This is a genomic window from Salmonella sp. JXY0409-18, assembly GCF_020268625.1.
Taxonomy (GTDB): Bacteria; Pseudomonadota; Gammaproteobacteria; order Enterobacterales; family Enterobacteriaceae; genus Salmonella; species Salmonella enterica.
This window is the reverse complement of sequence record NZ_CP084216.1, coordinates 3,225,094-3,248,617: the sequence shown is the minus strand read 5'-3', so window position 1 is coordinate 3,248,617 and position 23,524 is coordinate 3,225,094. Positions and strand designations below refer to the sequence as shown.

Here is a 23,524-nt window from a genome sequence, read left to right as displayed (position 1 = left end):
GATACATGCTACAGGCAAGTTTAATTCCGAATATTTAGCTTTTCGGGCACTGGCGCGCAAAGAGTGTTTCGGATAATTCTGACTTGCTGTTAGAATCTCTGACAGGAATGTGTTCTTTCATTGGATAAAGTTTTCAGGTCATACGGCATGCCATCTCTTAATGTAAAACAAGAAAAACATCAGTCACTTGCAGGTTACTCACTGCCGCCCGCCAACAGTCATGAAATCGATTTGTTTAGCCTTATAGAGGTGTTATGGCAGGCGAAACGTCGTATTCTTGCTACCGTTTTCGCCTTTGCGTGCGTGGGGTTGCTTCTGTCCTTTCTGCTGCCGCAAAAATGGACCAGCCAGGCGATTGTCACACCGGCGGAGTCGGTACAGTGGCAGGGGCTGGAGAGAACGTTGACCGCGCTGCGCGTGTTGGATATGGAGGTAAGCGTTGATCGGGCCAGCGTATTTAATCTGTTTATTAAAAAGTTTAGCTCGCCCTCGCTGCTGGAAGAATATCTTCGTTCTTCTCCGTATGTCATGGATCAATTAAAAGGCGCGCAAATAGACGAGCAGGATCTTCACCGGGCGATTGTCGTGCTGAGCGAAAAAATGAAAGCAGTGGACAGTAATGCCGGCAAGAAAAATGAAACATCATTATTCACGTCGTGGACGTTGAGTTTTACCGCGCCGACGCGGGAAGAAGCGCAAAAAGTGCTGGCTGGCTATATTCAGTACATCTCTGATATCGTCGTGAAAGAGACGCTGGAAAATATTCGTAACCAGCTGGAAATCAAAACCCGCTATGAGCAGGAAAAGCTGGCGATGGATCGGGTGCGTCTCAAAAACCAGCTTGATGCCAATATTCAACGTCTCCATTATTCGCTGGAAATCGCCAACGCCGCCGGCATTAAGAGACCGGTTTACAGTAATGGTCAGGCGGTAAAAGATGATCCGGATTTTTCTATTTCTCTCGGCGCGGATGGTATTTCCCGCAAACTGGAAATTGAAAAAGGGGTAACGGACGTGGCCGAGATCGACGGTGATTTGCGTAACCGTCAATACCATGTTGAACAACTGGCGGCAATGAATGTGAGCGACGTGAAGTTTACCCCGTTTAAATATCAACTGTCGCCGTCTCTGCCAGTGAAAAAAGATGGCCCGGGTAAAGCGATCATTATTATTCTGGCGGCGTTGATTGGCGGTATGATGGCCTGCGGCGGCGTATTACTGCGTCACGCGATGGTCTCGCGTAAAATGGAAAACGCGCTGGCGATAGATGAACGGTTAGTCTGATTTAAACGAAAAGCCGGATAGCGATTATCCGGCTTTGTCATCTGTGTGAACGACTATCGCCGCCCCAGCGGTACCACCAGCGGCGTCCCGGCAACCGGATCGTCGATAATCATACAGCGCAGCCCATAGATTTTTTCGATAAGCTCTGCGGTAACAATCTCTTTCGGCGCGCCCTGCGCGACAATGTTACCTTCGCGTAATGCAATCAAATGCGTGGCGTATCGGCAGGCTTGATTCAGGTCGTGCAGGACGGCGGCGAGCGTATAACCTTTTTCGCGGTTGAGATCGCTTAACAATTCCAGCAAATCAATTTGATGGCTAATATCCAGCCACGTTGTCGGCTCATCCAGCAGCATGATGGACGTTTCCTGCGCCAGCACCATGGCTATCCACGCCCGCTGGCGTTGGCCGCCGGACAGAGTATCTACGCTTTGCGTCGCCAGTGAGGTGATACCTGTTGCACGCATGGCACTGGCGACGGCATCGGCATCTTCCTTACGCCAGCGGGTAAATAACGGCTGATGCGGATACCGCCCTCTGGCGACCAGCTCTTGTACGGTGATATCGCCCGGCGTAGTGGCGTTTTGCGCCAGCAATCCGATGCGCCGCGCCACCTCTTTACTGGCGTAACGCTGTATTTGTTCTCCATCCAGCCAGACATGGCCGTCAACAGGCGTCATCAGACGGCTTAGCGTGCGTAGTAACGTTGACTTGCCGCAGCCGTTAGGGCCGATGATGGCGGTAAAATGACCGTCCGGAATCGAAACATTAAGGTTTTTTGCGACGGTATAGCTGCCATAACCCAGCGTTAACTGGTCGCCGCGCAAACGGGCTACGGATTCGGTCATTTTTTGCGGGACTCCTGAATTAACAAGACGATAAGGTAAATACCGCCGAGGCTGACGGTGACCACGCCCACTGGAAGCTGATAAGGCATAAACAGTTGCTGCGCGCACGCATCGGCGGCCAGTAGTAATAATGCGCCGCACAGCGCCGACTGGGTTAATCCCCAGCGCGCTGTGCCGCTAAGACGGCGGGCGATGTGCGGCGCGACAAGGGCAATAAACGAGATGGGGCCTGCCAGTGCCGTTGCCGCAGCGGTGAGCGACACCGCCACCAGCATCAGCATCAGGCGTGACCGCTCCACGCTAACACCCAGCGCGCAGGCGCTGTCATCGCCCATCTCCAGCAGCCGCATACGACGCACCAGTAGCGCGGCGCCTGTCAGCATCACAATAATCAGCGGCGCCGAAGGCCAGGTTTTTGCCCATGTCAGACCGTTGAGCGACCCGGCGTTCCATAAGCCGGCGGTGAGCGCCGTTTCCAGCGACGCCTGCAACAGAAGCCAGGTATTAAAGGCGACTAACATCGCGCGGATGCCGATACCGATGATAATCAGCCGGAAAGTTTCAATCCCGTTACGCCAGGCGAGCAGCCAGACAATCAATGACGTGACGATACCGCCCGCCATTGCCGCCAGCGCGATCGCGGTAAGATGCTGGCCAAACAGGACCATTGCGACCAGTACGCCGCTCCAGGCGCCGGTATTAAAGCCCATCACATCAGGGCTGCCTAGCGGGTTACGCATCAGCGACTGAAAAATCGCGCCACTGACGCCAAGCGCAGCGCCAATCAGCAACGCCATTAATACGCGCGGTAGTCGCCATTCGGTTACGACAAGGGTGATGTTACGCGGCGCGTCGCCCAACAGCGCGGCAATAATCTGCCCGGTCTCAAGAGGCACGGCGCCGCTTTGCAGGCTCCATAAACCAATGGCGAAGCAGCCAGCCGCCAGAAGCAGGCAGCTTACGATAAGCCGACGAGAAAGAAACATCACAGGCCGCCTCCGTTCGATTTACGGCGTACCAGAAAAATAAGTACCGGCGCGCCGATAAATGCACTGACAACCGATACGCGGAGTTCGCCCGGCACCAACAGACGACCAATAATATCGGCAAAAAGCAGCAGAGCAGGGGTTGCCAGTAGCGTCACTGGCAGCGACCAGCGGTGGTCTGCGCCCACCAGCCAACGCGCCATATGCGGCATCATCAGACCAATAAAGGCGATAGGGCCAACCAGCGCCGTTGCGCTGCCGCACAAGACGGTAATCGCCAGTAAACCGATAAGTTGGGTGCGCGCCACTTTACTCCCCAGCGCCGTCGCGGTATCGCTGCCGAGGCTCAGGCTGTTCAGCGCTCGGCTCAGAAATAGCGCCACGATCCCAGCGATAACCACGGGCGCGAGCGCGACTTTCAACGTTTGCAGGCTGCGAATATCCAGCGATCCCGCCTGCCAGAAGCGAAGCTGGTCATAGACCTCTGGATTTAACAGCGCGATGCCGCTGGTCAGCCCTTCCAGTACCGCGCCAAGCGCCACGCCCGCCAGTGTCAGGCGGACCGGGCTTAACTGGCCGCCGCCCTGACTACCGGTGAAGGCGACAATCAGCGATGCGATAAGCGCGCCGCTAAATGCCATGAAAAGCTGTTCCAGCGGCGTGGAGAAACCAAACAGCGCCGCGCCCAGTACAATGGCGAAGCTGGCGCCGTTGTTAACGCCCAGAATCCCCGGGTCGGCGAGCGGGTTGCGAGTAAGTGTTTGCATGAGCGCCCCGGCGAGACCCAACGCGCCGCCTGCCAGTAATCCGGCCAGCGTACGCGGCAAACGCGCATCCAGGACGATGGTGCAATCGGCGCTTTGGCACACGCCGGTGAACGCCTCCAGCACGACGGCGGCGGGCAGCGGTTTCGCGCCAATGACCAGGCTTAAAACCGCGGCGAGACTCAGTAATAACAACAATCCGGGCACGGCAAACGCGCGCGTCACGGAAAATGAGCATGACATAGTAACTTCCCTGGTAATGATAGTAATTATCGTTATCTATCTTATTTGGTTATGTTAGCATGTGCAGCCATTGAATGGATATTTAAAAAAACTCGCATTAAGGCGTTGTAATGAATCGACAATCCTGGCTGCTCAATCTCAGCCTGTTGAAGACGCACCCTGCATTTCGCGCAGTATTTCTGGCCCGTTTTATCTCTATTGTCTCGCTGGGGCTGCTTGGCGTGGCGGTTCCGGTACAGATCCAAATGATGACGCACTCCACCTGGCAGGTAGGGCTGTCGGTAACGTTAACCGGCGGCGCCATGTTTATTGGCTTAATGGTGGGCGGCGTACTGGCCGATCGCTACGAACGTAAAAAGGTGATTCTGCTGGCGCGCGGTACTTGCGGTATTGGCTTTATTGGCCTGTGCGTGAACGCGATGTTGCCGGAACCGTCATTGCTGGCGATATATCTCCTTGGCCTGTGGGACGGCTTTTTCGCGTCTCTGGGCGTGACCGCGTTACTGGCGGCGACGCCAGCGCTGGTCGGAAGAGAAAATCTGATGCAGGCCGGCGCGATTACCATGCTGACGGTACGTCTGGGATCGGTTATTTCGCCGATGTTGGGGGGCATATTGCTTGCCAGCGGCGGCGTAGCCTGGAACTATGGGCTGGCGGCCGCCGGGACGTTTATTACGCTATTGCCGTTACTGACGCTGCCGCGACTGCCTGTCCCTCCGCAGCCGCGGGAAAATCCATTTATCGCGTTACTGGCAGCATTTCGTTTTTTGCTCGCCAGTCCGCTTATCGGCGGTATTGCGCTGCTTGGCGGCCTGGTGACGATGGCAAGCGCGGTACGCGTCCTCTATCCGGCGCTGGCGATGAGCTGGCAGATGTCGGCGGCGCAAATCGGTTTGCTGTATGCGGCAATTCCGCTGGGGGCGGCCATTGGCGCGCTGACCAGCGGACAACTGGCGCATAGCGTTCGTCCGGGGCTCATTATGCTGGTTTCGACAGTGGGTTCTTTTCTGGCGGTGGGGCTGTTCGCCATCATGCCGGTCTGGATCGCAGGTGTTATCTGTCTGGCACTGTTTGGCTGGCTTAGCGCCATCAGTTCGTTATTACAATATACCCTGCTGCAAACCCAGACGCCGGAAAATATGTTGGGGCGAATGAACGGCCTGTGGACTGCGCAAAACGTCACGGGAGACGCTATCGGCGCGGCGCTGTTAGGCGGTCTTGGCGCAATGATGACGCCGGTCGCTTCCGCGAGCGTGAGTGGATTCGGGCTGGTAATTATTGGTTTGCTGCTGCTGTTAGTGCTGGGCGAGCTACGTCGTTTTCGCCAGACGCCGCCGGTTAGCGATGCTGGCTGATGAAGAGGCGTTTATCCGACTGACAAAATCGGTCTGGTCAGTCGGATAAGACTCCGATAAGGCTAAAACAGGGCGGCCAGCCGGTTAAGCAGCAACGTTGCGCTGTAATAATCCAGACGGAACGTCTCCGTGCCCAGGGCATAGACGCGCTTATTTTGCACCGCTGGCAGGTGCGCCAGCAGCGGATTGGCGTAAAGGGCCGCGACATCTTTGTTGTCGCCGGCAAACAGGAAAAGAGATTGGCCGTTTAACCCGGCGGCCAGATTTTCACCGCCAAGCTGAATGATATCGTGGCGCTTACCCTGGCTTTTGCTGGTTTGCAGCCCTCGGGGCAATGTCGCCAGCGTAAAGCCTAACTGCGTCAATAGCTTGCCTTGTGCTGATTCTGGCGTCCACAGATTGGCGCTATGCGCGGCAGGGGTATACACCAGCGCGCTAACCGGCTGCGGCGGCAGGGCGATTCGCTGTTTAACCGTCGTCAGTTGCGCCTCAAATTCCGCTATTCGCGCGGCGGCCTGTTTCTCCTGGCCGGTGATCTCGCCAAGCTGCGTGAGCAAACTCTGCCAGCTTTTATCGTCATAATTGATGACGAGCGTCGGCGCGATAGCGGAGAGCTGATCGTAAAGCGCCAGCGCGGAGTCGCCGCCGGTGGCGCTAATCAAAATGAGATCCGGCATTTGCGCGGCGACCGTTTCGGCATTCGGTTCGCCGATATACAGCCGGGCGACATGGCGAGCCTTTGCTACGTCGCTCCACTGACGCATAAACCCCTGATCGTCGGCAAAGCGGTTATTCGGCGTAGTGGCCCCGCTGGCGACGACGGGCGCATCAATCGCCAGCAGCGAGCCTGTTAACGTCACGCTGGTAGAGACGATACGCGCGGGTTTGTGGTCCAGAGTATGAACGCCGCGGCTGTCCTGGATTTGCCGGGGCCAACCGGCGTCCTGGGCTAAGGATATTCCTGAAATTGATAAACCAACCACTAAAAGCAGCCAACGATAAAAGGCGGGGAGTCTCACAATAGCGTCCTGTTATTAATAAAGTTAATGCTTCTCATTTTCATGTCAGCGGCAGCGAGATGCAAGCCTTAGTGCCATTTAACTCATGACCAGAGTTGACAGAGCGACGTTTTACTCTTAGGTTAGCGCACTAAAAATAGAAATAATAATCATTATTATACACAAAATCATTCAAGAAGCATCGCAACGGCAAGGGAAGAAATCCCCGCGAGCATAGATAACTGTGTGACCGGGGTTTCTGAGCGCAGCCAACAAAGAGGCAGCTTGAAAGATGAAGTGTATATAAGCCTTTATCATTGGAGGATGATATGGATATGTCACTGGCCGAGGACGCTCAGGAGACAATGGCAACGCTTGCTCCCGATCGCTTTTTCTTCATGTCGCCGTATCGCAGTTTTACCACTTCCGGGTGCTTCGCCCGTTATACCGAGCCTGCGGTTGCCGGAGATTCGCCGGATAGCCCTTTCCAGCAGAAATTGCGCCAGCAGTTTGCCGAGGCCAAATCGCAGGGCATCGCCAACCCTATCCTGGTGGGGGCGATCCCCTTTGATACCCGTCAGCCGTCGTCGCTATTTATCCCGATGGCGTGGCAGTCCTTTTCCCGCCAGCAAAAGCAGCGCACGGCGCGTTATTTTACTGACCATCAGCCACTGACGGTGACGGCGCGAAAGGCGATTCCGGAGCAGGATGCTTTTGAAGCAATGGTCGCACGCGCGGCTATGCTGACCGCCACGCCAGACGTCGATAAAGTGGTGCTTTCCCGGCTAATAGATATCACCACTGATGTGGCGGTGGATAGCGGAGCATTGCTGGAGCGGCTGGTTGCGCAGAATCCAGTTAGTTACAACTTCCATGTGCCACTGGCGGATGGCGGCGTTCTGCTGGGCGCCAGCCCCGAATTGTTGCTACGCAAAGAGGGCGAGCGGTTTAGTTCGCTGCCGTTAGCAGGCTCGGCACGCCGACAGCCGGATGACGTTCTGGATCGCGAGGCGGGAAACCGACTGCTGGCTTCACAAAAAGATCGCCATGAACATGAGCTGGTGACGCAGGCGATGAAGCAGATCCTGCGCGATCGCAGCACGGAACTGCAATTACCTTCCTCTCCGCAGTTGATCACCACGCCGACGCTATGGCATCTCGGTACGCCGTTTGAGGGCAAGGCCAACGCCGGAGAAAACGCGCTGACGCTGGCCTGTCTGCTGCATCCGACCCCTGCGTTAAGCGGTTTCCCCCATCAGGTCGCGAAAAAGCTGATTGCTGAACTGGAACCGTTCGATCGTGAACTGTTTGGCGGCATTGTCGGCTGGTGCGACGCCGAAGGAAACGGCGAGTGGGTAGTGACGATTCGTTGTGCGAAATTGCAAGGTAATCAGGTGCGCCTGTTCGCCGGCGCCGGGATTGTCCCTGCCTCTTCGCCAGTCGGCGAGTGGCGGGAAACCGGCGTCAAGCTCTCTACGATGTTGAACGTTTTTGGACTGCATTAAGGAACGATGATGCGTATACCTTTCACCCGTTGGCCGGATGAATTTGCCCGCCGTTATCGTGAAAAAGGCTACTGGCAAGACGTGCCGTTGACCGATATTCTGACCCGCCACGCTGACAGCGATAAGACGGCGGTCATTGAAGGCGAGCGCGCATTCAGCTATCGCCAGCTCAACCAGGCCGTGGATAATCTGGCCTGCAGTTTACGCCGTCAGGGCATCAAACCTGGCGAAACCGCTCTGGTGCAACTGGGGAATGTACCGGAACTGTATATCACCTTTTTCGCCCTGTTGAAGCTTGGCGTAGCGCCCGTTCTGGCGCTGTTTAGCCATCAACGTACCGAACTTAACGCCTATGCGATGCAGATCGCGCCGACGCTGGTGATTGCCGATCGCCAACATACGCTGTTCGCCGGGGAGGACTTTCTCAACACGTTTGTGGCTGAACACCGCTCTGTGCGGGTGGTGTTATTGCGCAACGACGACGGCGATCACAGCCTGGACGCGGCGATGCGGCAGGCGGCGGAAGATTTCACCGCCACGCCATCACCTGCTGACGAAGTGGCCTACTTTCAGCTTTCCGGCGGTACTACCGGCACGCCAAAGCTTATTCCCCGTACCCATAACGACTATTACTACAGCGTGCGCCGCAGCAATGAGATTTGCGGTTTCAACGAGGAGACGCGTTTTCTGTGCGCGATTCCCGCCGCGCATAACTACGCCATGAGTTCGCCGGGCGCGCTGGGCGTTTTTCTCGCCAAAGGAACGGTAGTGCTGGCGACCGATCCCAGCGCCACGCTCTGTTTCCCGCTGATCGAAAAACACCAGATTAATGCCACGGCGCTGGTGCCGCCCGCGGTCAGTCTATGGCTACAGGCTATCCAGGAGTGGGGCGGCAATGCGCCGCTGGCGTCATTAAGGTTATTGCAGGTTGGCGGCGCGCGGCTTTCTGCGACGCTGGCCGCCCGTATTCCGGCTGAAATTGGCTGTCAGTTGCAGCAGGTTTTCGGCATGGCGGAAGGGTTAGTGAACTATACCCGGCTGGACGATAGTCCGGAACGGATTATCAATACCCAGGGAAGACCCATGTGTCCGGACGACGAAGTGTGGGTGGCGGATGCCGACGGGAATCCACTGCCGCCGGGCGAGATTGGTCGTCTGATGACGCGCGGCCCCTATACTTTTCGCGGCTATTTCAACAGTCCGCAACACAATGCCAGCGCCTTTGACGCCAACGGTTTTTACTGCTCCGGCGATCTGATCTCCATTGATCAAGACGGCTACATCACCGTTCACGGGCGTGAAAAAGATCAGATCAATCGGGGCGGCGAGAAGATAGCCGCCGAAGAGATAGAAAATCTGTTACTGCGCCACCCGGCGGTGATCCATGCGGCGCTGGTCAGCATGGAAGATGAACTGCTGGGGGAAAAAAGTTGCGCATATCTGGTGGTAAAAGAGCCGCTGCGAGCGGTACAGGTACGCCGTTTCCTGCGAGAGCAGGGCGTGGCGGAATTTAAATTACCGGATCGCGTGGAGTGCGTTGCGTCACTGCCACTGACGCCGGTTGGTAAAGTCGATAAAAAACAATTACGCCAGCGGTTGGCGTCACGTTCACCGCTCTGAAGGAGAAAGAGAGATGGCCATTCCGAAACTACAGTCTTACGCGCTGCCCACCGCACTGGATATCCCGACCAACAAAGTGAACTGGGCATTTGAGCCGGAGCGCGCGGCGCTGCTCATCCACGATATGCAGGATTACTTTGTCAGCTTTTGGGGCCGCAACTGCCCAATGATGGACCAGGTGATTGCCAATATCACCGCTCTGCGCCAGTACTGTAAGGAACATCATATCCCGGTCTATTACACCGCTCAGCCGAAAGAGCAAAGCGATGAAGATCGCGCGTTACTCAATGATATGTGGGGACCGGGACTGACGCGCTCTCCGGAACAGCAGAAGGTGGTAGAAGCCTTAACGCCGGATGAGGCGGATACGGTGCTGGTGAAGTGGCGTTATAGCGCGTTTCACCGCTCGCCGCTGGAACAGATGTTAAAAGATACCGGACGCAATCAGCTCATCATTACCGGTGTGTATGCGCATATTGGCTGTATGACCACTGCTACCGATGCGTTTATGCGCGACATTAAGCCGTTTATGGTGGCGGATGCGCTGGCGGATTTCAGCCGGGAAGAGCATCTGATGGCGCTGAACTATGTGGCGGGGCGTTCCGGTCGCGTCGTCATGACTGAATCGCTGCTGCCGACGCCGGTTCCTGCCAGTAAAGCGGCGCTGCGGGCGTTGATTCTGCCGTTGCTGGATGAGACTGACGAGCCGCTGGATGATGAAAACCTGATTGATTATGGCCTGGATTCAGTACGCATGATGGGGCTGGCGGCGCGCTGGCGTAAAGTACACGGCGATATCGACTTCGTGATGCTGGCGAAAAATCCGACCATTGACGCCTGGTGGGCGCTGCTTTCTCGCGGGGTAGAGTAATGGCCAGCTTTGATTTTTCAGACAAAACGGTATGGGTGACCGGGGCGGGGAAAGGGATCGGTTACGCGACGGCGCTGGCGTTTGTTGACGCCGGGGCGCGGGTGTTCGGCTTCGATCGTGAATTTACGCAAGAGAATTATCCCTTTGCTACCGAAGTCATGGATGTGGCGGATGCCGCACAGGTTGCGCAGGTGTGTCAGCGTGTGTTGCAAAAAACGCCGCGGCTGGATGTGCTGGTCAACGCCGCCGGTATTTTGCGTATGGGAGCGACCGATGCGCTTAGCGTCGACGACTGGCAGCAGACATTTGCGGTCAATGTGGGCGGGGCATTTAACCTGTTTTCGCAGACGATGACGCAGTTTCGCCGTCAGCAGGGAGGGGCGATTGTTACCGTAGCCTCAGATGCGGCGCATACGCCGCGTATCGGTATGAGCGCCTACGGCGCCTCTAAAGCGGCGCTGAAAAGCCTGGCGCTAACCGTAGGGCTGGAGCTGGCGGGCTGCGGGGTGCGCTGTAATGTGGTGTCGCCCGGTTCGACTGACACCGATATGCAGCGCACTTTATGGGTGAGTGAAGATGCCGAACAGCAGCGTATCCGCGGTTTCGGCGAACAGTTTAAGCTCGGTATTCCGCTCGGTAAAATCGCCCGTCCGCAGGAGATAGCCAATACCATTTTGTTTCTTGCCTCCGATCTGGCCAGCCACATTACCTTGCAGGATATCGTGGTGGACGGTGGTTCAACATTGGGAGCCTGACGATGATCTGGAAACGGCATTTAACGCTGGATGAATTGAACGCTACCAGTCAGAACACGCTGGTGGCGCATCTGGGCATTGTTTACACCCGTCTGGGCGATGACGTGCTGGAGGCGGAAATGCCCGTCGATGCCCGCACTCATCAACCGTTTGGTCTGCTACACGGCGGCGCATCGGCAGCGCTGGCGGAGACGTTAGGATCAATGGCGGGTTATCTGATGACCCGCGACGGGCAGTGCGTGGTCGGGACCGAGTTAAACGCCACCCATCACCGCGCCGTCTCGCAGGGGAAAGTACGCGGCGTTTGCCTGCCGCTGCATCTGGGGCGGCAGAATCAAAGCTGGGAAATTACGCTCTTTGACGAGCAGGGGAGGCGCTGCTGCACCTGTCGCCTGGGAACGGTGGTAATGGGATAGTTCTGGCAAAGTAAAATGCAATTGCAGCGTTAATGAAGAAAGGAAGTGATCTGGTTAACACTGTAATGTAAAAAATGGGTAACGATCCAGTTTTATCATGTTGTTGTGTTGTTAATTACGGTAAAGGTGTTATAGAAACAAAATGTAACATCTCTCTGGAACACCCAAACGGACAACAACTATGAATAAATCAGGGAAATACCTTGTCTGGACAGCGCTCTCAGTATTGGGTGCGTTTGCCCTGGGCTATATTGCGTTAAATCGTGGGGAACAGATCAACGCGCTATGGATCGTGGTGGCGTCGGTCTGTGTCTATCTTATTGCGTATCGTTTTTATGGGCTCTATATCGCCAAAAAAGTGCTGGCGGTTGACCCAACGCGTATGACGCCCGCGGTACGTCATAATGATGGTCTGGATTATGTCCCGACCGATAAAAAAGTGCTGTTCGGTCACCATTTTGCGGCCATTGCTGGCGCAGGTCCGCTGGTCGGGCCGGTACTGGCCGCGCAGATGGGCTATCTGCCGGGGATGATCTGGCTGCTGGCGGGCGTTGTGCTGGCGGGAGCGGTGCAGGACTTTATGGTGCTGTTCGTCTCGACCCGGCGCGATGGGCGTTCGCTTGGCGAGCTGGTTAAAGAGGAGATGGGCGCGACGGCCGGGGTGATCGCGCTGGTGGCCTGCTTTATGATCATGGTGATCATTCTGGCCGTCCTGGCGATGATCGTGGTGAAAGCGCTGACCCATAGCCCGTGGGGAACGTACACTGTCGCGTTCACCATTCCACTGGCGATTTTTATGGGCATCTACCTGCGTTATCTGCGTCCGGGGCGCATCGGCGAGGTGTCGGTCATTGGGCTGGTATTTCTTATTTTCGCTATTATTTCCGGCGGATGGGTGGCGGCAAGCCCAACCTGGGCGCCGTACTTTGATTTTACTGGCGTGCAGCTTACCTGGATGCTGGTGGGTTATGGTTTTGTCGCGGCGGTACTGCCGGTCTGGCTGCTGCTCGCGCCGCGTGATTACCTCTCTACCTTCCTGAAAATTGGTACGATTGTCGGTCTGGCGGTTGGGATTCTGATCATGCGTCCAACGCTGACTATGCCAGCGCTGACCAAATTTGTTGATGGTACAGGGCCGGTCTGGACAGGCGACCTGTTCCCGTTCCTGTTTATCACCATCGCCTGCGGCGCGGTATCCGGTTTCCATGCGCTCATCTCCTCCGGCACGACGCCGAAGATGTTGGCCAACGAAGGCCAGGCCTGCTTTATCGGCTACGGCGGGATGTTAATGGAATCTTTCGTCGCCATTATGGCGCTGGTCTCGGCCTGTATTATCGATCCGGGCGTTTACTTTGCGATGAATAGCCCGATGGCGGTACTGGCGCCAGCGGGGACTGCGGATGTCGTTGCTTCTGCTGCGCAGGTGGTCAGCAGTTGGGGTTTCGCTATCACGCCGGATACGTTACACCAGATTGCCAATGAAGTCGGCGAACAATCCATTATCTCCCGCGCAGGCGGTGCGCCAACTCTGGCGGTAGGGATGGCCTACATTTTACATGGCGCGTTGGGCGGCATGATGGATGTGGCGTTCTGGTATCACTTTGCCATTCTGTTTGAAGCGCTGTTTATTCTGACGGCGGTGGATGCGGGTACCCGTGCGGCGCGCTTTATGTTGCAGGATTTGTTGGGCGTAGTGTCGCCAGGGCTGAAACGTACCGATTCGCTGCCAGCGAACCTGCTTGCTACGGCATTGTGCGTGCTGGCGTGGGGGTATTTCCTCCATCAGGGCGTGGTCGATCCGTTGGGCGGTATTAACACCCTGTGGCCGCTGTTTGGCATCGCTAACCAGATGCTGGCGGGGATGGCGCTGATGCTTTGCGCCGTGGTACTGTTCAAAATGAAGCGTCAGCGTTATGCGTGGGTCGCGCTGGTGCCAACGGCCTGGCTGCTGATTTGTACGCTGACGGCGGGCTGGCAGAAAGCGTTTAGTCCGGATGCGAAAATCGGCTTCCTGGCCATTGCCAATAAGTTCCAGGCGATGATCGACAGCGGCAATATTCCGCCGCAGTACACCGAATCGCAGCTCGCGCAGTTGGTATTCAATAACCGTCTGGATGCCGGGCTAACAATCTTCTTTATGGTGGTGGTCGTGGTGCTGGCGGTCTTCTCTATTAAGACGGCGCTGGCCGCTCTGAAGATTGATAAACCGACGGCGAATGAAACGCCGTATGAGCCGATGCCGGAAAATGTGGATGAGATCGTGACGCAGGCGAAAGGCGCGCACTAATCTTTTTACATCAATAGCCCTCTCCAGAATAAGGAGAGGGCATTTGAATGACAGGTGACAACGATGTTCGATACGCTTTCGAAAGCCGGAAAATATCTGGGACAGGCCGCAAAAATGATGATTGGCGTGCCAGACTACGACAACTATGTGGAACATATGCGCATAACGCATCCGGATCAGACGCCGATGACCTATGAAGAATTTTTCCGCGAGCGGCAGGATGCGCGCTATGGTGGAAAAGGCGGCGCGCGTTGCTGCTGAGTGTTGCCAGGCCTGATAAGCGCAACGTCACCAGGCTATATTCTGAAAAATTCAACTTTTTCAAACGCCGCACGCAGGGTGTCAGGCGTTAACGTCACCGGTAAATAGTGGATGGATTCGACCGGGCGCAGGGTATGTGCGATTACCCTATCGATCTCGGCGGTGTTATGAATATCCACGTCCAGTTCGCTAAGTCGGGCCGGCAGATGAAATCGCCGGTACGCTGCAATCAATTGCGCCAGCACGTCATCTTGTCCCAGTAGCGCGCTTTGCACCAGAATGCCATAAGCCACTTTCGTTCCGTGCAGGAATTTTTCCGTTTGCGGCAGGACGGTCAGACCGTTGTGTACCGCATGGGCGGCGGCGACACGGGTATAGCGTTCCCCGAGGCCGCCGACCATACCGCCGCCAGCGATAATCGCATCCACCACGTCGCAAAATGCCTGGGTCAGCCGACGCTGCTGTTTATCCGCTAATGCTTGTTCGCTGCTGGTCAGCAGGAGATCGCGAATAGCGCACGCGCTGTTAATGCCCAGTCTTACGGTCAAAGGCAACGTTTCAGGCTGCGGCGCAAGCACAACGGCTTCATACCATTTCGCCAGCGTATCGCCAATGCCAGCTAACAGATAGTCATCGGGCGCCTGCAGAATAATGCGCGGTTCGACCAGCACCAGAAAATTGGCATCATCAAAAATTTCGAACTGTAACGCCTGTCCCGCGTCGTTATACCAGACGGAAAGCGGTGTCCAGGCGGCGCAGGTCGCCGCGATGGTCGGGATAGCGACAAACGGCAGCGCCAGACGGCGGGCGAGCGCTTTGGCGGTATCGAGCAGCGCGCCGCCGCCGACGCCTATCACCACCTGACGATCGTCGTTGCAGGCGTGCGCCAGTTGGGCAACATGGCGTTCGCTACAATGGCCGGTAAACTGCAGATGTTTTGCGCCAGCACGTTCAAACGCTTCCGGCAGGTAAGGCCGGGCGGCGGCAATCGCGCGTTCGCCGAACACCCAAACGGCGTGGGAAAGCTGTTCCGGCGTGAAAAAGTCTGTCAGTCTTCCGAGGCTTCCAGCATGGGAAAAATAATTCGCCGGGCCGGTAACGACGCGGATTTCAGTGTGGTTCATGTTGTGTTGTCCTTAGGGTCTTCTCACCGTTGTTATTATATTTAGACATCTAAACGTCTTGATTGCCAAATACTAACACCCTGTGATAGTGTGTCAACAACCACATCACTGGCGGGTATGAAGATAATGAGAAATAACCCACTGATTCCAAAAAGCAAATTGCCCAATCTTGGCACCACGATTTTTACGCAAATGAGCGCGCTGGCGCAGAAACATCAGGCAATAAATTTATCGCAAGGCTTCCCTGATTTTGATGGTCCTCGTTATTTGCACGAGCGGTTGGCTTATCATGTCGCGCAGGGCGCGAATCAATATGCGCCGATGACGGGCGCGCAGGCGCTGCGGGAGGCCATTGCCGATAAAACGGCGGAAATATATGGTTATCGACCCGATGACGTCAGTGATATCACCGTCACGGCGGGCGCGACAGAAGCGCTGTATGCGGCGATTACCGCGCTGGTGCGGGCAGGGGATGAGGTTATCTGTTTCGATCCCAGTTACGACAGCTATGCCCCGGCCGTGGCGCTTTCCGGCGGCGTGTTAAAACGCATAGCGCTTACGCCGCCGCATTTTCGCGTCGACTGGCAGGCGTTTTCGGCGTTGCTTAGCGAGCGCACGCGGCTGGTGATCCTCAATACGCCGCATAATCCCACCGCTACCGTCTGGTGTCAGGCGGATATCGAGGCGCTGTGGCAGGCTATCGGCGAGCGGGAAATTTATGTGTTAAGCGATGAAGTGTACGAACATATTTGTTTTGCCGTCGAAGGTCATGCCAGCGTATTGGCGCACCCTCAGTTACGAGAGCGGGCGGTTGCCGTTTCATCGTTTGGTAAAACCTTTCATATGACAGGATGGAAGATTGGTTACTGCGTTGCGCCTGCGGCCATTAGCGCCGAAATACGCAAAGTTCACCAGTACCTGACGTTTTGCGTCAATACGCCGGCGCAACTGGCGCTGGCGGATATGCTGCGCGCCGCGCCGGAACACTATCGCGCGTTACCCGATTTTTACCGGAAAAAACGCGATGTGCTGGTTAACGCGCTGGCGCAAAGCCGATTAAAAGTGCTGCCCTGTGAAGGTACCTATTTTCTTTTAATCGATTACAGCGCAGTGTCGACGCTAAATGACGTTGAGTTTTGTCAGTGGCTAACCGAAGAAGTCGGCGTCGCCGCTATTCCGCTCTCTGTCTTTTGCGCCGCCCCTTTCCCGCATCAGCTTATACGTTTATGTTTCGCTAAACAGGAATCAACGCTGCTGGCCGCCGCAGAGCGCCTGTGTAAACTGTAGTTATTTAACCGTCCACGCTCTGGAGAATCGACGGTCTGCAAAAAGCTCCTGCAGGCCGTTGATCTGTTTCAGGCGCAGGACTTCATCGGCGTCCATACCTAACTCCTGGCCGATTTTGCTTTCGTCCCAGCCTAGCAGAGAAAGTTCGCGCACGATTTCTGACATGGCGTGGATCTGGTGGCGTCCGCGCGCGCGGTTATGCCGAATGGTTGCCGCCATGCGTTCGTGACGTTCTCTGTCCAGACACGTTATCGGCAGGTAGCCTTTCAGACGCCTTTTCAGGACCGTTTTTCCTTTGCCCAGCTCATGACGGTGAAAACCGTCCACAATCTCGTACTCCTCCGCATCGGCCTTTACCACCACTATCGGCTGAGTAAACCCATCTTGTTCAATCGATTTAAGCAGCAGTTTTTTCTCCGGCGGCGCAACGTTATTCGGGTTGTAGTCATTAGGCGAAATATGATCGTTTTTCACCCACAGGACACAATCGACAGGCTCATCGCGAAAAGGACTAACGTTATGTATCGCCATTCTAAATTCATTAATGGCGGCGATTCTCTCTTCTTCAGGCAGTTCAGAGAGAAAGTGAGTTATTTCGGTTGTGAGTCGGTGTTGCATAAGATCCCCCATTCCTGGCGTTTAGCTTTCATACGTTCGTTATAACGCTGGTAATTCTTAGGTTTTGTCGGACTGAATGACAGCGCCCGGCACCAGTAATCATTGTTCAGTAAAACTTTGCAGATCCGTCGCCACGACGGAATATCGCGCGATCCGATATCGCCCTGCTGCGTCTGTGGGATGGTGTTCATGCCTTTTTTCTTATACCACTGCAAATAAACGGCGATTTTATTACGGTAATGTTCGGCAGTGACTTCAGGCATACTGTGTAGCAGGAGCAGCGCGTACTCTTCCCAGTTAAGGTGATCGGGTTTTAAAATTTTCCGGTGGCCATAAAAATGGTTGTCTTGTCCAGCGTAAATACCTCCGCTGAGCACGCCGCTGACTCTGGCGCACATGGCCGCCCAGCGCTCAGGTTCGATAACATGATACAGCCATAACCCCTGTCGTTGTTCCGGGCCGAACGGTTCGCAAATACGCATGTAACGGGGCGGTACGCCAGCCTGATACATCAAATTATACAAAGGGTTACATGGTTTACCTGTTTTGGCGAACCAGGTCCAGATATCTGCGGTTTTCCAGTCATAGATGGGGTAGATATACCAGGTGTGACCCTTAGGGGCTAACGTGGTCCAGGGCTTGTCGTCGGCAAAGCGCAGCTTATGCGAGTTAGCGATAGCGGCAAATCGGTTATAGGATTCGTCGGAACGAATACCGACCAGCATAGCGGCAGGACGCTTTTCTGAAAACCAGTCGGCAAAATCGCGAACGAACTGTTCAAAGGTCATGCCGTGTTGATAAAAGGAAAAAAAGGCCGGATCGGTAATCGCATCTTCTGGCGGTTGTCGTACCCAGTCGGCACCCGGCTGCCAACACTGCCACTCCGGCTGGTATTGTGAAAGGGAATTTTGTGTGGTTAAGGGTAATGCGACCCAATAAAAACGCTCGATAACGTCCGCGTAGTATTCACGTAATGATTCAATATAGGCGATGGTACAGGAGAATTGCGCTTCCCAGTCAATGAAGAGAACGTGGATCTTTTTATTCATTTTGCGCGCCAACGTTGCCGTCAGGTGCAGCATAAGTCCTGAATCTTTACCACCGGAAAATGAGACGCAGACCCGGGGTAAGGTTTCCAGGGTCCACATTATACGCTCTTGAGCCGCTTCCAGAACATTTTGCTCAAGCGGAACTTTATAAACCGACATCTCTGGATAGTCTCCGATGTGTTAACTACAGTATATTCGAAATAATTAACATAAAGGATAAGCAGATTAGATGAACTTGCAATGCTTTATTATATTTACTAAATAAATGCATTCTATAAATATATAGATTGAATTTATGTTAATGCCCGTTACCTGACCTTTTTATTCATGCTTTTTTGTAATGTACTCAATGAGCTCAGTAAATCCGCTATTATTCATCGAAGCTCTATTATACATAAGATAGAGTTGTACAGGAGCAATGGTAAAAGGTATGGAGACTTTTTTAAGTTTGATAGTGGATGAGTAATAGTCAACAAGTGATTGTGGTAAAAAACCAATAAGCTCCGTGGCGCTGATGGCGTTGGCGATGGTTATCAGCGATTTGCTTCTGAAACCAATTATTCTTTCCCCCAGCATATCATGGATAACTGAATGATGCTCTTTTATATCGTTTTTCCGGGCGACGAATTGCGTAAATGACTCTTGTAGAATTTCGTCGATAGTTGCGGTTTCACCTAGCCGGGGATGGTTTTCACTGCAAGCCAGGATACATTCCACCTTATTAAAGTGAGTACAAACAATAGAACGATTATTGAGTGGGGCCATTGAAACCACAATATCTGCTTTGCGGTAGGCAAGAAGATCTTCAGGCTGTTCGTCAGTGGTCAAAATGTCGTGATGTTCAATTTCAACCTGTGAATCTTTGCGAATATATTCAACTAATTTCATCACATATTGGGTGATCAACAGCTGTGGGCTATAGATAATAAACTTTTTCTTCAGACTGGACTGATTCATTATATTAATAGTTTGTTCCAGACTGTTAAGGTTATTTTCTAAATGATAATGTAAATTAATGCCTGTTACGGTAGGCGTAATTCCTTTACCTGAACGAATAAATAAAGGGTCATTGAATTGCGTGCGCAGGCGTTGCAATGACTGGCTTACGGCAGAAGGTGTAATATAGAGAGTTTCTGCCGCTTTGCTAATGCTTAAATGTTGATAAATACATTCAAATATAACCAACAAGTTAAGATCAAATTTTTTAAGGTCGTAAAGATTAGCCATAGTATCTTCCAGGCATAATCATGGTATCTTCCATGATTATGACTTAATCTCAATAATTTACCAGAATTATGTTTATTAAACTTAATGTAGAGTTTATTTAAACTAAAATACCACAGTTATGAATATTTTAGCGAGTAAATAATCACAGTAAAGACGAACATAACTTACACTTTTATAATCACGCCGTTAGTCTAAAAAAGCTGTGCTGGATGATATGCTGGTCTGGCGTCGCGTTAATGCCAGGAGGAGGTTGGCCCGACAAACGCAGCGCTATCGGGCGTGGTACGGTTAAGCTTCTGCCTTGCTAATTTCTGCGTTAAGGCTGCCCCATCATGGCGTCCAGTTGCGCTTTTTCCGGTAAACCCACAACCTGTTGCAACGTCTTATCTTTATTCATGTAATAAATTGCTGGCGTCGCGTTAGCGCCAAGATCGTCCATTAACTGCTGATTCTGATTAATGACTTTCATCTGCGCCGGGGGGATGGACGCCGGAACCTCCAGCTTCATCTTTCCTGCGGAGGCTTCATAGTCATGCCATGTTTTCGCCGGGTCTTTCGCGCCTAAAATCGCTGCGGCTGTGGCCGGGCTTTCCGGTTTAATCACGCCGACCAGTAACGTACGTAATTGTACCTTGCCGGATTCGACCCACGGGCGAGCTTGCTGCCAAAACTGCTTACAATAGGGGCAGAAAGGGTCGGCGAAGACATACAGCACCACCGGCGCGTCTTTTTTACCGTCGAGTATCCATGACGCCTTTTCCATTTTCTGCCACATTTCTCGTCCGGCCGGCGCATAGATCTCTTTTTCTATCAGGGCGTTGCTAAGATTTTCACCTTTTTCATTATACATATAGCCGGAAATCGCGTGTTTGCCGTCCGGCGTCAGGTAAATCGTGACGCCCATATCCTGATACTTTCCGAGATAGCCCTTCATGCCCCCCGGCGCCTCGAAGGATTTCAGGATTGTTATGCCCTGTTTTTCAATGGCTTTAACCGGCGCAGGCAGTTCTTCCGCGTGGGCGAGAATGGGCAGCATAGCAAGCAGCAATGTACGTTTAATCATATTTTTTCCTTTTAAGATCAAAGCGAAAAGAGTATTAATGATGATGCCTATCACAGACATAGGTAAGAGCTGGCGTGCCGGGATTGCCCTTTCTATGCTGGGGTGATGTAATCCTTTTCGCTGTTACAGCCTTTGTTAAGGTAATGTAGAGCGCAACACTTAGCCAGCATATACGCTATGGATTTCGAGTTGCAGACAATACGTCTGTAATTTGCAAGACGAGTCGTACTGGCTCTGAAGTTACCTACGGGTAGTTCAGGTAATGGGGCCGCCTGTCAGGCGGCCTTTTTACTTTAGATGGCTGACAGGGCGCAGTGTTCACAATGTCGCCCGAATCGGGTTGTTAGTTAACGCTTATTGATTTGATAATGGAAACGCATTAGCCGAATCAGCAAAATTTCGTTAACTTACTCCTCAACGAAAACACGGAGGAAGTATAGATGTCCTTAATTAACACCAAAATCAAACCTTTCAAAAACCAGGCGTTCAAAAACGGTGAATTCATTGAAGTCACCGAGAAAGATACCGAAGGCCGCTGGAGCGTCTTCTTCTTCTACCCGGCCGATTTTACCTTTGTTTGCCCGACTGAACTGGGTGACGTTGCCGACCATTACGAAGAACTGCAGAAGCTGGGCGTAGACGTTTATTCCGTCTCAACCGATACTCACTTCACGCACAAAGCATGGCACAGCAGCTCTGAAACTATCGCAAAAATCAAATATGCGATGATCGGCGACCCGACTGGCGCCCTGACCCGTAACTTCGACAACATGCGTGAAGATGAAGGTCTGGCAGACCGTGCGACCTTTGTTGTTGACCCGCAGGGTATCATCCAGGCGATCGAAGTTACCGCTGAAGGTATCGGCCGTGACGCGTCTGACCTGTTGCGTAAAATTAAAGCAGCACAGTATGTTGCCGCTCACCCAGGCGAAGTATGCCCGGCGAAATGGAAAGAAGGTGAAGCGACTCTGGCTCCATCTTTAGACCTGGTCGGTAAAATTTAAATTTCCGTCGTCTTTCACGCCATAGCTGCGTTGGCGTCGCCTGCTCACCCCGGTCACTTACTTCAGTAAGCTCCCGGGGATTCTCAGGCTAGCCGCCTTACTCTGACGTGAAATACTTTGGAAATTGTTTCAGTCATGGGCGCACCCGCGCCCATTTCATTTCAGCACCATGACGCAAGTTGTATTAATGCAGTCCCGCGAAGTCGGCTTGCATGATGATGTTTTCAGAGAGGGAAGAAGAATGCTCGACACAAATATGAAAACCCAGCTCAGGGCTTACCTTGAGAAACTGACCAAACCTGTTGAGCTGATTGCCACGCTGGATGACAGCGCTAAATCGGCGGAAATCAAGGAACTGCTGGCTGAAATCGCCGAGCTGTCCGACAAAGTCACATTTAAAGAAGACAATACTCTGCCGGTGCGCAAGCCGTCTTTCCTGATTACGAATCCAGGTTCTCAGCAGGGGCCGCGCTTTGCCGGTTCTCCGCTGGGCCACGAATTTACCTCGCTGGTTTTGGCGCTGCTGTGGACCGGCGGTCATCCGTCAAAAGAAGCGCAGTCGCTGCTGGAGCAGATTCGCGATATTGACGGCGATTTTGAATTCGAAACTTATTATTCACTCTCCTGCCATAACTGCCCGGATGTAGTGCAGGCGCTGAACCTGATGGCGGTGCTGAACCCGCGTATTAAACATACGGCAATTGATGGCGGCACCTTCCAGAACGAAATTACCGAACGTAACGTGATGGGCGTTCCGGCGGTGTTTGTCAACGGTAAAGAGTTCGGCCAGGGACGTATGACTCTGACCGAGATTGTCGCTAAAGTAGATACTGGCGCAGAAAAACGTGCGGCGGAAGCGCTGAACAAACGCGATGCGTATGACGTGCTGATTGTCGGCTCCGGCCCGGCGGGCGCGGCGGCGGCGGTCTACTCGGCGCGCAAAGGTATCCGTACCGGTCTGATGGGCGAGCGCTTCGGCGGTCAGGTGCTGGATACCGTGGATATCGAAAACTATATCTCGGTGCCGAAAACCGAAGGCCAGAAACTGGCGGGCGCGCTGAAAGCGCATGTCAGCGATTACGACGTTGACGTTATCGACAGCCAGAGCGCAAGTAAACTGGTTCCGGCCGCGACAGAAGGTGGCCTGCATCAGATTGAAACGGCGTCCGGCGCAGTCTTGAAAGCGCGCAGTATCATCATCGCCACCGGCGCAAAATGGCGCAATATGAATGTGCCGGGCGAGGATCAGTATCGCACCAAAGGCGTCACCTATTGTCCGCACTGCGACGGTCCGTTATTTAAAGGGAAGCGTGTGGCGGTCATCGGCGGCGGCAACTCCGGCGTTGAGGCGGCTATCGATCTGGCAGGTATTGTAGAACACGTTACGTTGCTGGAGTTCGCGCCGGAGATGAAGGCGGATCAGGTGCTACAGGACAAAGTGCGTAGCCTGAAAAATGTCGATATCATTTTGAATGCGCAAACGACAGAAGTGAAGGGCGACGGTTCGAAAGTGGTGGGGCTGGAGTATCGTGACCGTGTCAGCGGCGATATTCATAGCGTCGCGCTGGCAGGGATTTTTGTGCAGATTGGTCTGTTGCCGAATACCCACTGGCTGGAAGGCGCGCTTGAGCGTAACCGCATGGGCGAGATCATTATTGACGCCAAATGTGAAACCAGTGTTAAGGGCGTCTTCGCCGCAGGCGATTGTACCACCGTTCCTTACAAACAGATTATCATCGCCACAGGCGAAGGGGCGAAAGCCTCGTTGAGCGCCTTTGATTATCTGATTCGCACCAAAATCGCATAAAAAGAAGTAAGCACACCTGCAAGGTCAGTTAACTGGCCATCGTAAATGGCCCGATAGTGTAAGCTATTCGGGCCTGCGCTGTTTATGCCTGGGGCTCGCCGCCAGCTAAAACACATTCTTCATTATCAATACTCTGAAACCGTCTGTTAATA

The 23,524-nt window shown here is 53.8% G+C and carries 21 protein-coding genes; 12 read left to right on the top strand and 9 right to left on the bottom strand.

Annotated features, from left to right (window positions below; genetic code table 11):
• The first annotated feature begins 147 nt into the window (after window positions 1-147).
• The gene (gene wzz(fepE) / locus LDB27_RS15945) at window positions 148-1,284 is read left to right on the top strand and encodes an LPS O-antigen length regulator Wzz(fepE) (protein ID WP_001139570.1); all 1,137 of its coding nucleotides are present in this window, start codon (window positions 148-150) and stop codon (window positions 1,282-1,284) included.
• A gap of 53 nt (window positions 1,285-1,337) precedes the next feature.
• On the opposite strand, the gene fepC is transcribed toward wzz(fepE), so the two are convergent.
• The 3 genes from fepC to fepD are packed head-to-tail and all read right to left on the bottom strand — an operon-like array spanning window position 1,338 to window position 4,125.
• Window positions 1,338-2,132 (bottom strand): iron-enterobactin ABC transporter ATP-binding protein, encoded by a 795-nt coding sequence (fepC, locus tag LDB27_RS15940; protein WP_000140622.1) that lies wholly within the window; start codon window positions 2,130-2,132, stop codon window positions 1,338-1,340.
• The gene (gene fepG, locus LDB27_RS15935) at window positions 2,129-3,118 is read right to left on the bottom strand and encodes an iron-enterobactin ABC transporter permease (protein ID WP_000480064.1); all 990 of its coding nucleotides are present in this window, start codon (window positions 3,116-3,118) and stop codon (window positions 2,129-2,131) included. The genes fepC and fepG overlap by 4 nt, the downstream gene beginning before the upstream one ends.
• On the bottom strand, window positions 3,118-4,125 hold the full coding sequence (gene fepD / locus LDB27_RS15930) for a Fe(3+)-siderophore ABC transporter permease (RefSeq protein ID WP_001277879.1): 1,008 nt from the start codon (window positions 4,123-4,125) through the stop codon (window positions 3,118-3,120). The genes fepG and fepD overlap by 1 nt, the downstream gene beginning before the upstream one ends.
• Window positions 4,126-4,235: 110 nt before the next feature.
• Here fepD and entS point away from each other — a divergent pair, with 110 nt between their 5' ends.
• Window positions 4,236-5,480 (top strand): enterobactin transporter EntS, encoded by a 1,245-nt coding sequence (gene entS / locus LDB27_RS15925; RefSeq protein ID WP_001081668.1) that lies wholly within the window; start codon window positions 4,236-4,238, stop codon window positions 5,478-5,480.
• A gap of 62 nt (window positions 5,481-5,542) precedes the next feature.
• On the opposite strand, the gene fepB is transcribed toward entS, so the two are convergent.
• Window positions 5,543-6,499 carry a Fe2+-enterobactin ABC transporter substrate-binding protein gene (fepB, locus tag LDB27_RS15920; RefSeq protein WP_001238994.1) on the bottom strand — a complete coding sequence of 319 codons (957 nt, stop codon included), beginning with the start codon at window positions 6,497-6,499 and terminating at the stop codon, window positions 5,543-5,545.
• Between the two features lie 308 nt (window positions 6,500-6,807).
• Here fepB and entC point away from each other — a divergent pair, with 308 nt between their 5' ends.
• The 7 genes from entC (at window position 6,808) to LDB27_RS15885 (ending at window position 14,193) form a co-directional block, all read left to right on the top strand.
• Complete coding sequence (gene entC, locus LDB27_RS15915) at window positions 6,808-7,983, top strand: isochorismate synthase EntC (RefSeq protein WP_000367597.1); 1,176 nt, start codon at window positions 6,808-6,810, stop codon at window positions 7,981-7,983.
• Between the two features lie 9 nt (window positions 7,984-7,992).
• Window positions 7,993-9,603, top strand: a complete 1,611-nt coding sequence (gene entE, locus LDB27_RS15910; RefSeq protein WP_001222460.1) for a (2,3-dihydroxybenzoyl)adenylate synthase EntE — start codon at window positions 7,993-7,995, stop codon at window positions 9,601-9,603.
• A gap of 13 nt (window positions 9,604-9,616) precedes the next feature.
• A complete protein-coding gene (locus tag LDB27_RS15905; protein WP_001007171.1) occupies window positions 9,617-10,474 on the top strand; it encodes an isochorismatase in 858 nt (285 codons plus the stop codon).
• The gene (gene entA, locus LDB27_RS15900) at window positions 10,474-11,229 is read left to right on the top strand and encodes a 2,3-dihydro-2,3-dihydroxybenzoate dehydrogenase EntA (RefSeq protein ID WP_000135722.1); all 756 of its coding nucleotides are present in this window, start codon (window positions 10,474-10,476) and stop codon (window positions 11,227-11,229) included. Before LDB27_RS15905 ends, entA begins: the two co-directional genes overlap by 1 nt.
• A gap of 2 nt (window positions 11,230-11,231) precedes the next feature.
• Window positions 11,232-11,645, top strand: coding sequence for a proofreading thioesterase EntH (gene entH / locus LDB27_RS15895; protein WP_000637967.1), 414 nt, complete (start codon window positions 11,232-11,234; stop codon window positions 11,643-11,645).
• 181 nt (window positions 11,646-11,826) lie between these two features.
• A complete protein-coding gene (cstA, locus tag LDB27_RS15890) occupies window positions 11,827-13,932 on the top strand; it encodes a pyruvate/proton symporter CstA (RefSeq protein ID WP_001043108.1) in 2,106 nt (701 codons plus the stop codon).
• A 63-nt stretch (window positions 13,933-13,995) separates the two neighbouring features.
• Window positions 13,996-14,193, top strand: a complete 198-nt coding sequence (locus LDB27_RS15885) for a YbdD/YjiX family protein (protein WP_000460619.1) — start codon at window positions 13,996-13,998, stop codon at window positions 14,191-14,193.
• Window positions 14,194-14,228: 35 nt separating this feature from the next.
• On the opposite strand, the gene LDB27_RS15880 is transcribed toward LDB27_RS15885, so the two are convergent.
• Entirely contained in the window at window positions 14,229-15,317 is a 1,089-nt protein-coding gene (locus tag LDB27_RS15880; RefSeq protein ID WP_001016864.1) for an oxidoreductase, read from the bottom strand.
• Window positions 15,318-15,443: 126 nt separating this feature from the next.
• Between LDB27_RS15880 and LDB27_RS15875 the strand changes: the two genes are divergently transcribed.
• Complete coding sequence (locus LDB27_RS15875) at window positions 15,444-16,604, top strand: pyridoxal phosphate-dependent aminotransferase (protein WP_001245591.1); 1,161 nt, start codon at window positions 15,444-15,446, stop codon at window positions 16,602-16,604.
• Here the strand turns inward: LDB27_RS15875 and LDB27_RS15870 are convergent, their stop codons facing one another.
• From LDB27_RS15870 to dsbG, 4 genes are all read right to left on the bottom strand, one after another.
• Window positions 16,605-17,222 (bottom strand): IbrB-like domain-containing protein, encoded by a 618-nt coding sequence (locus tag LDB27_RS15870; RefSeq protein WP_001164754.1) that lies wholly within the window; start codon window positions 17,220-17,222, stop codon window positions 16,605-16,607.
• Window positions 17,195-18,430 (bottom strand): phosphoadenosine phosphosulfate reductase, encoded by a 1,236-nt coding sequence (locus LDB27_RS15865; protein ID WP_000118134.1) that lies wholly within the window; start codon window positions 18,428-18,430, stop codon window positions 17,195-17,197. Before LDB27_RS15865 ends, LDB27_RS15870 begins: the two co-directional genes overlap by 28 nt.
• 162 nt (window positions 18,431-18,592) lie before the next feature.
• Complete coding sequence (gene citR / locus LDB27_RS15860; RefSeq protein WP_000002494.1) at window positions 18,593-19,498, bottom strand: DNA-binding transcriptional repressor CitR; 906 nt, start codon at window positions 19,496-19,498, stop codon at window positions 18,593-18,595.
• 316 nt (window positions 19,499-19,814) lie between these two features.
• Complete coding sequence (gene dsbG, locus LDB27_RS15855) at window positions 19,815-20,561, bottom strand: thiol:disulfide interchange protein DsbG (RefSeq protein WP_000597129.1); 747 nt, start codon at window positions 20,559-20,561, stop codon at window positions 19,815-19,817.
• 440 nt (window positions 20,562-21,001) lie between these two features.
• On the opposite strand from dsbG, the gene ahpC reads away from it, so the two are divergent.
• Both ahpC and ahpF read left to right on the top strand, forming a co-directional pair.
• Window positions 21,002-21,565: an alkyl hydroperoxide reductase subunit C gene (ahpC, locus tag LDB27_RS15850; RefSeq protein ID WP_000052802.1), complete on the top strand. Its 564-nt coding sequence runs from the start codon at window positions 21,002-21,004 to the stop codon at window positions 21,563-21,565.
• A gap of 241 nt (window positions 21,566-21,806) precedes the next feature.
• Window positions 21,807-23,372 carry an alkyl hydroperoxide reductase subunit F gene (gene ahpF / locus LDB27_RS15845; RefSeq protein WP_000887644.1) on the top strand — a complete coding sequence of 522 codons (1,566 nt, stop codon included), beginning with the start codon at window positions 21,807-21,809 and terminating at the stop codon, window positions 23,370-23,372.
• Window positions 23,373-23,524 lie beyond the last annotated feature (152 nt).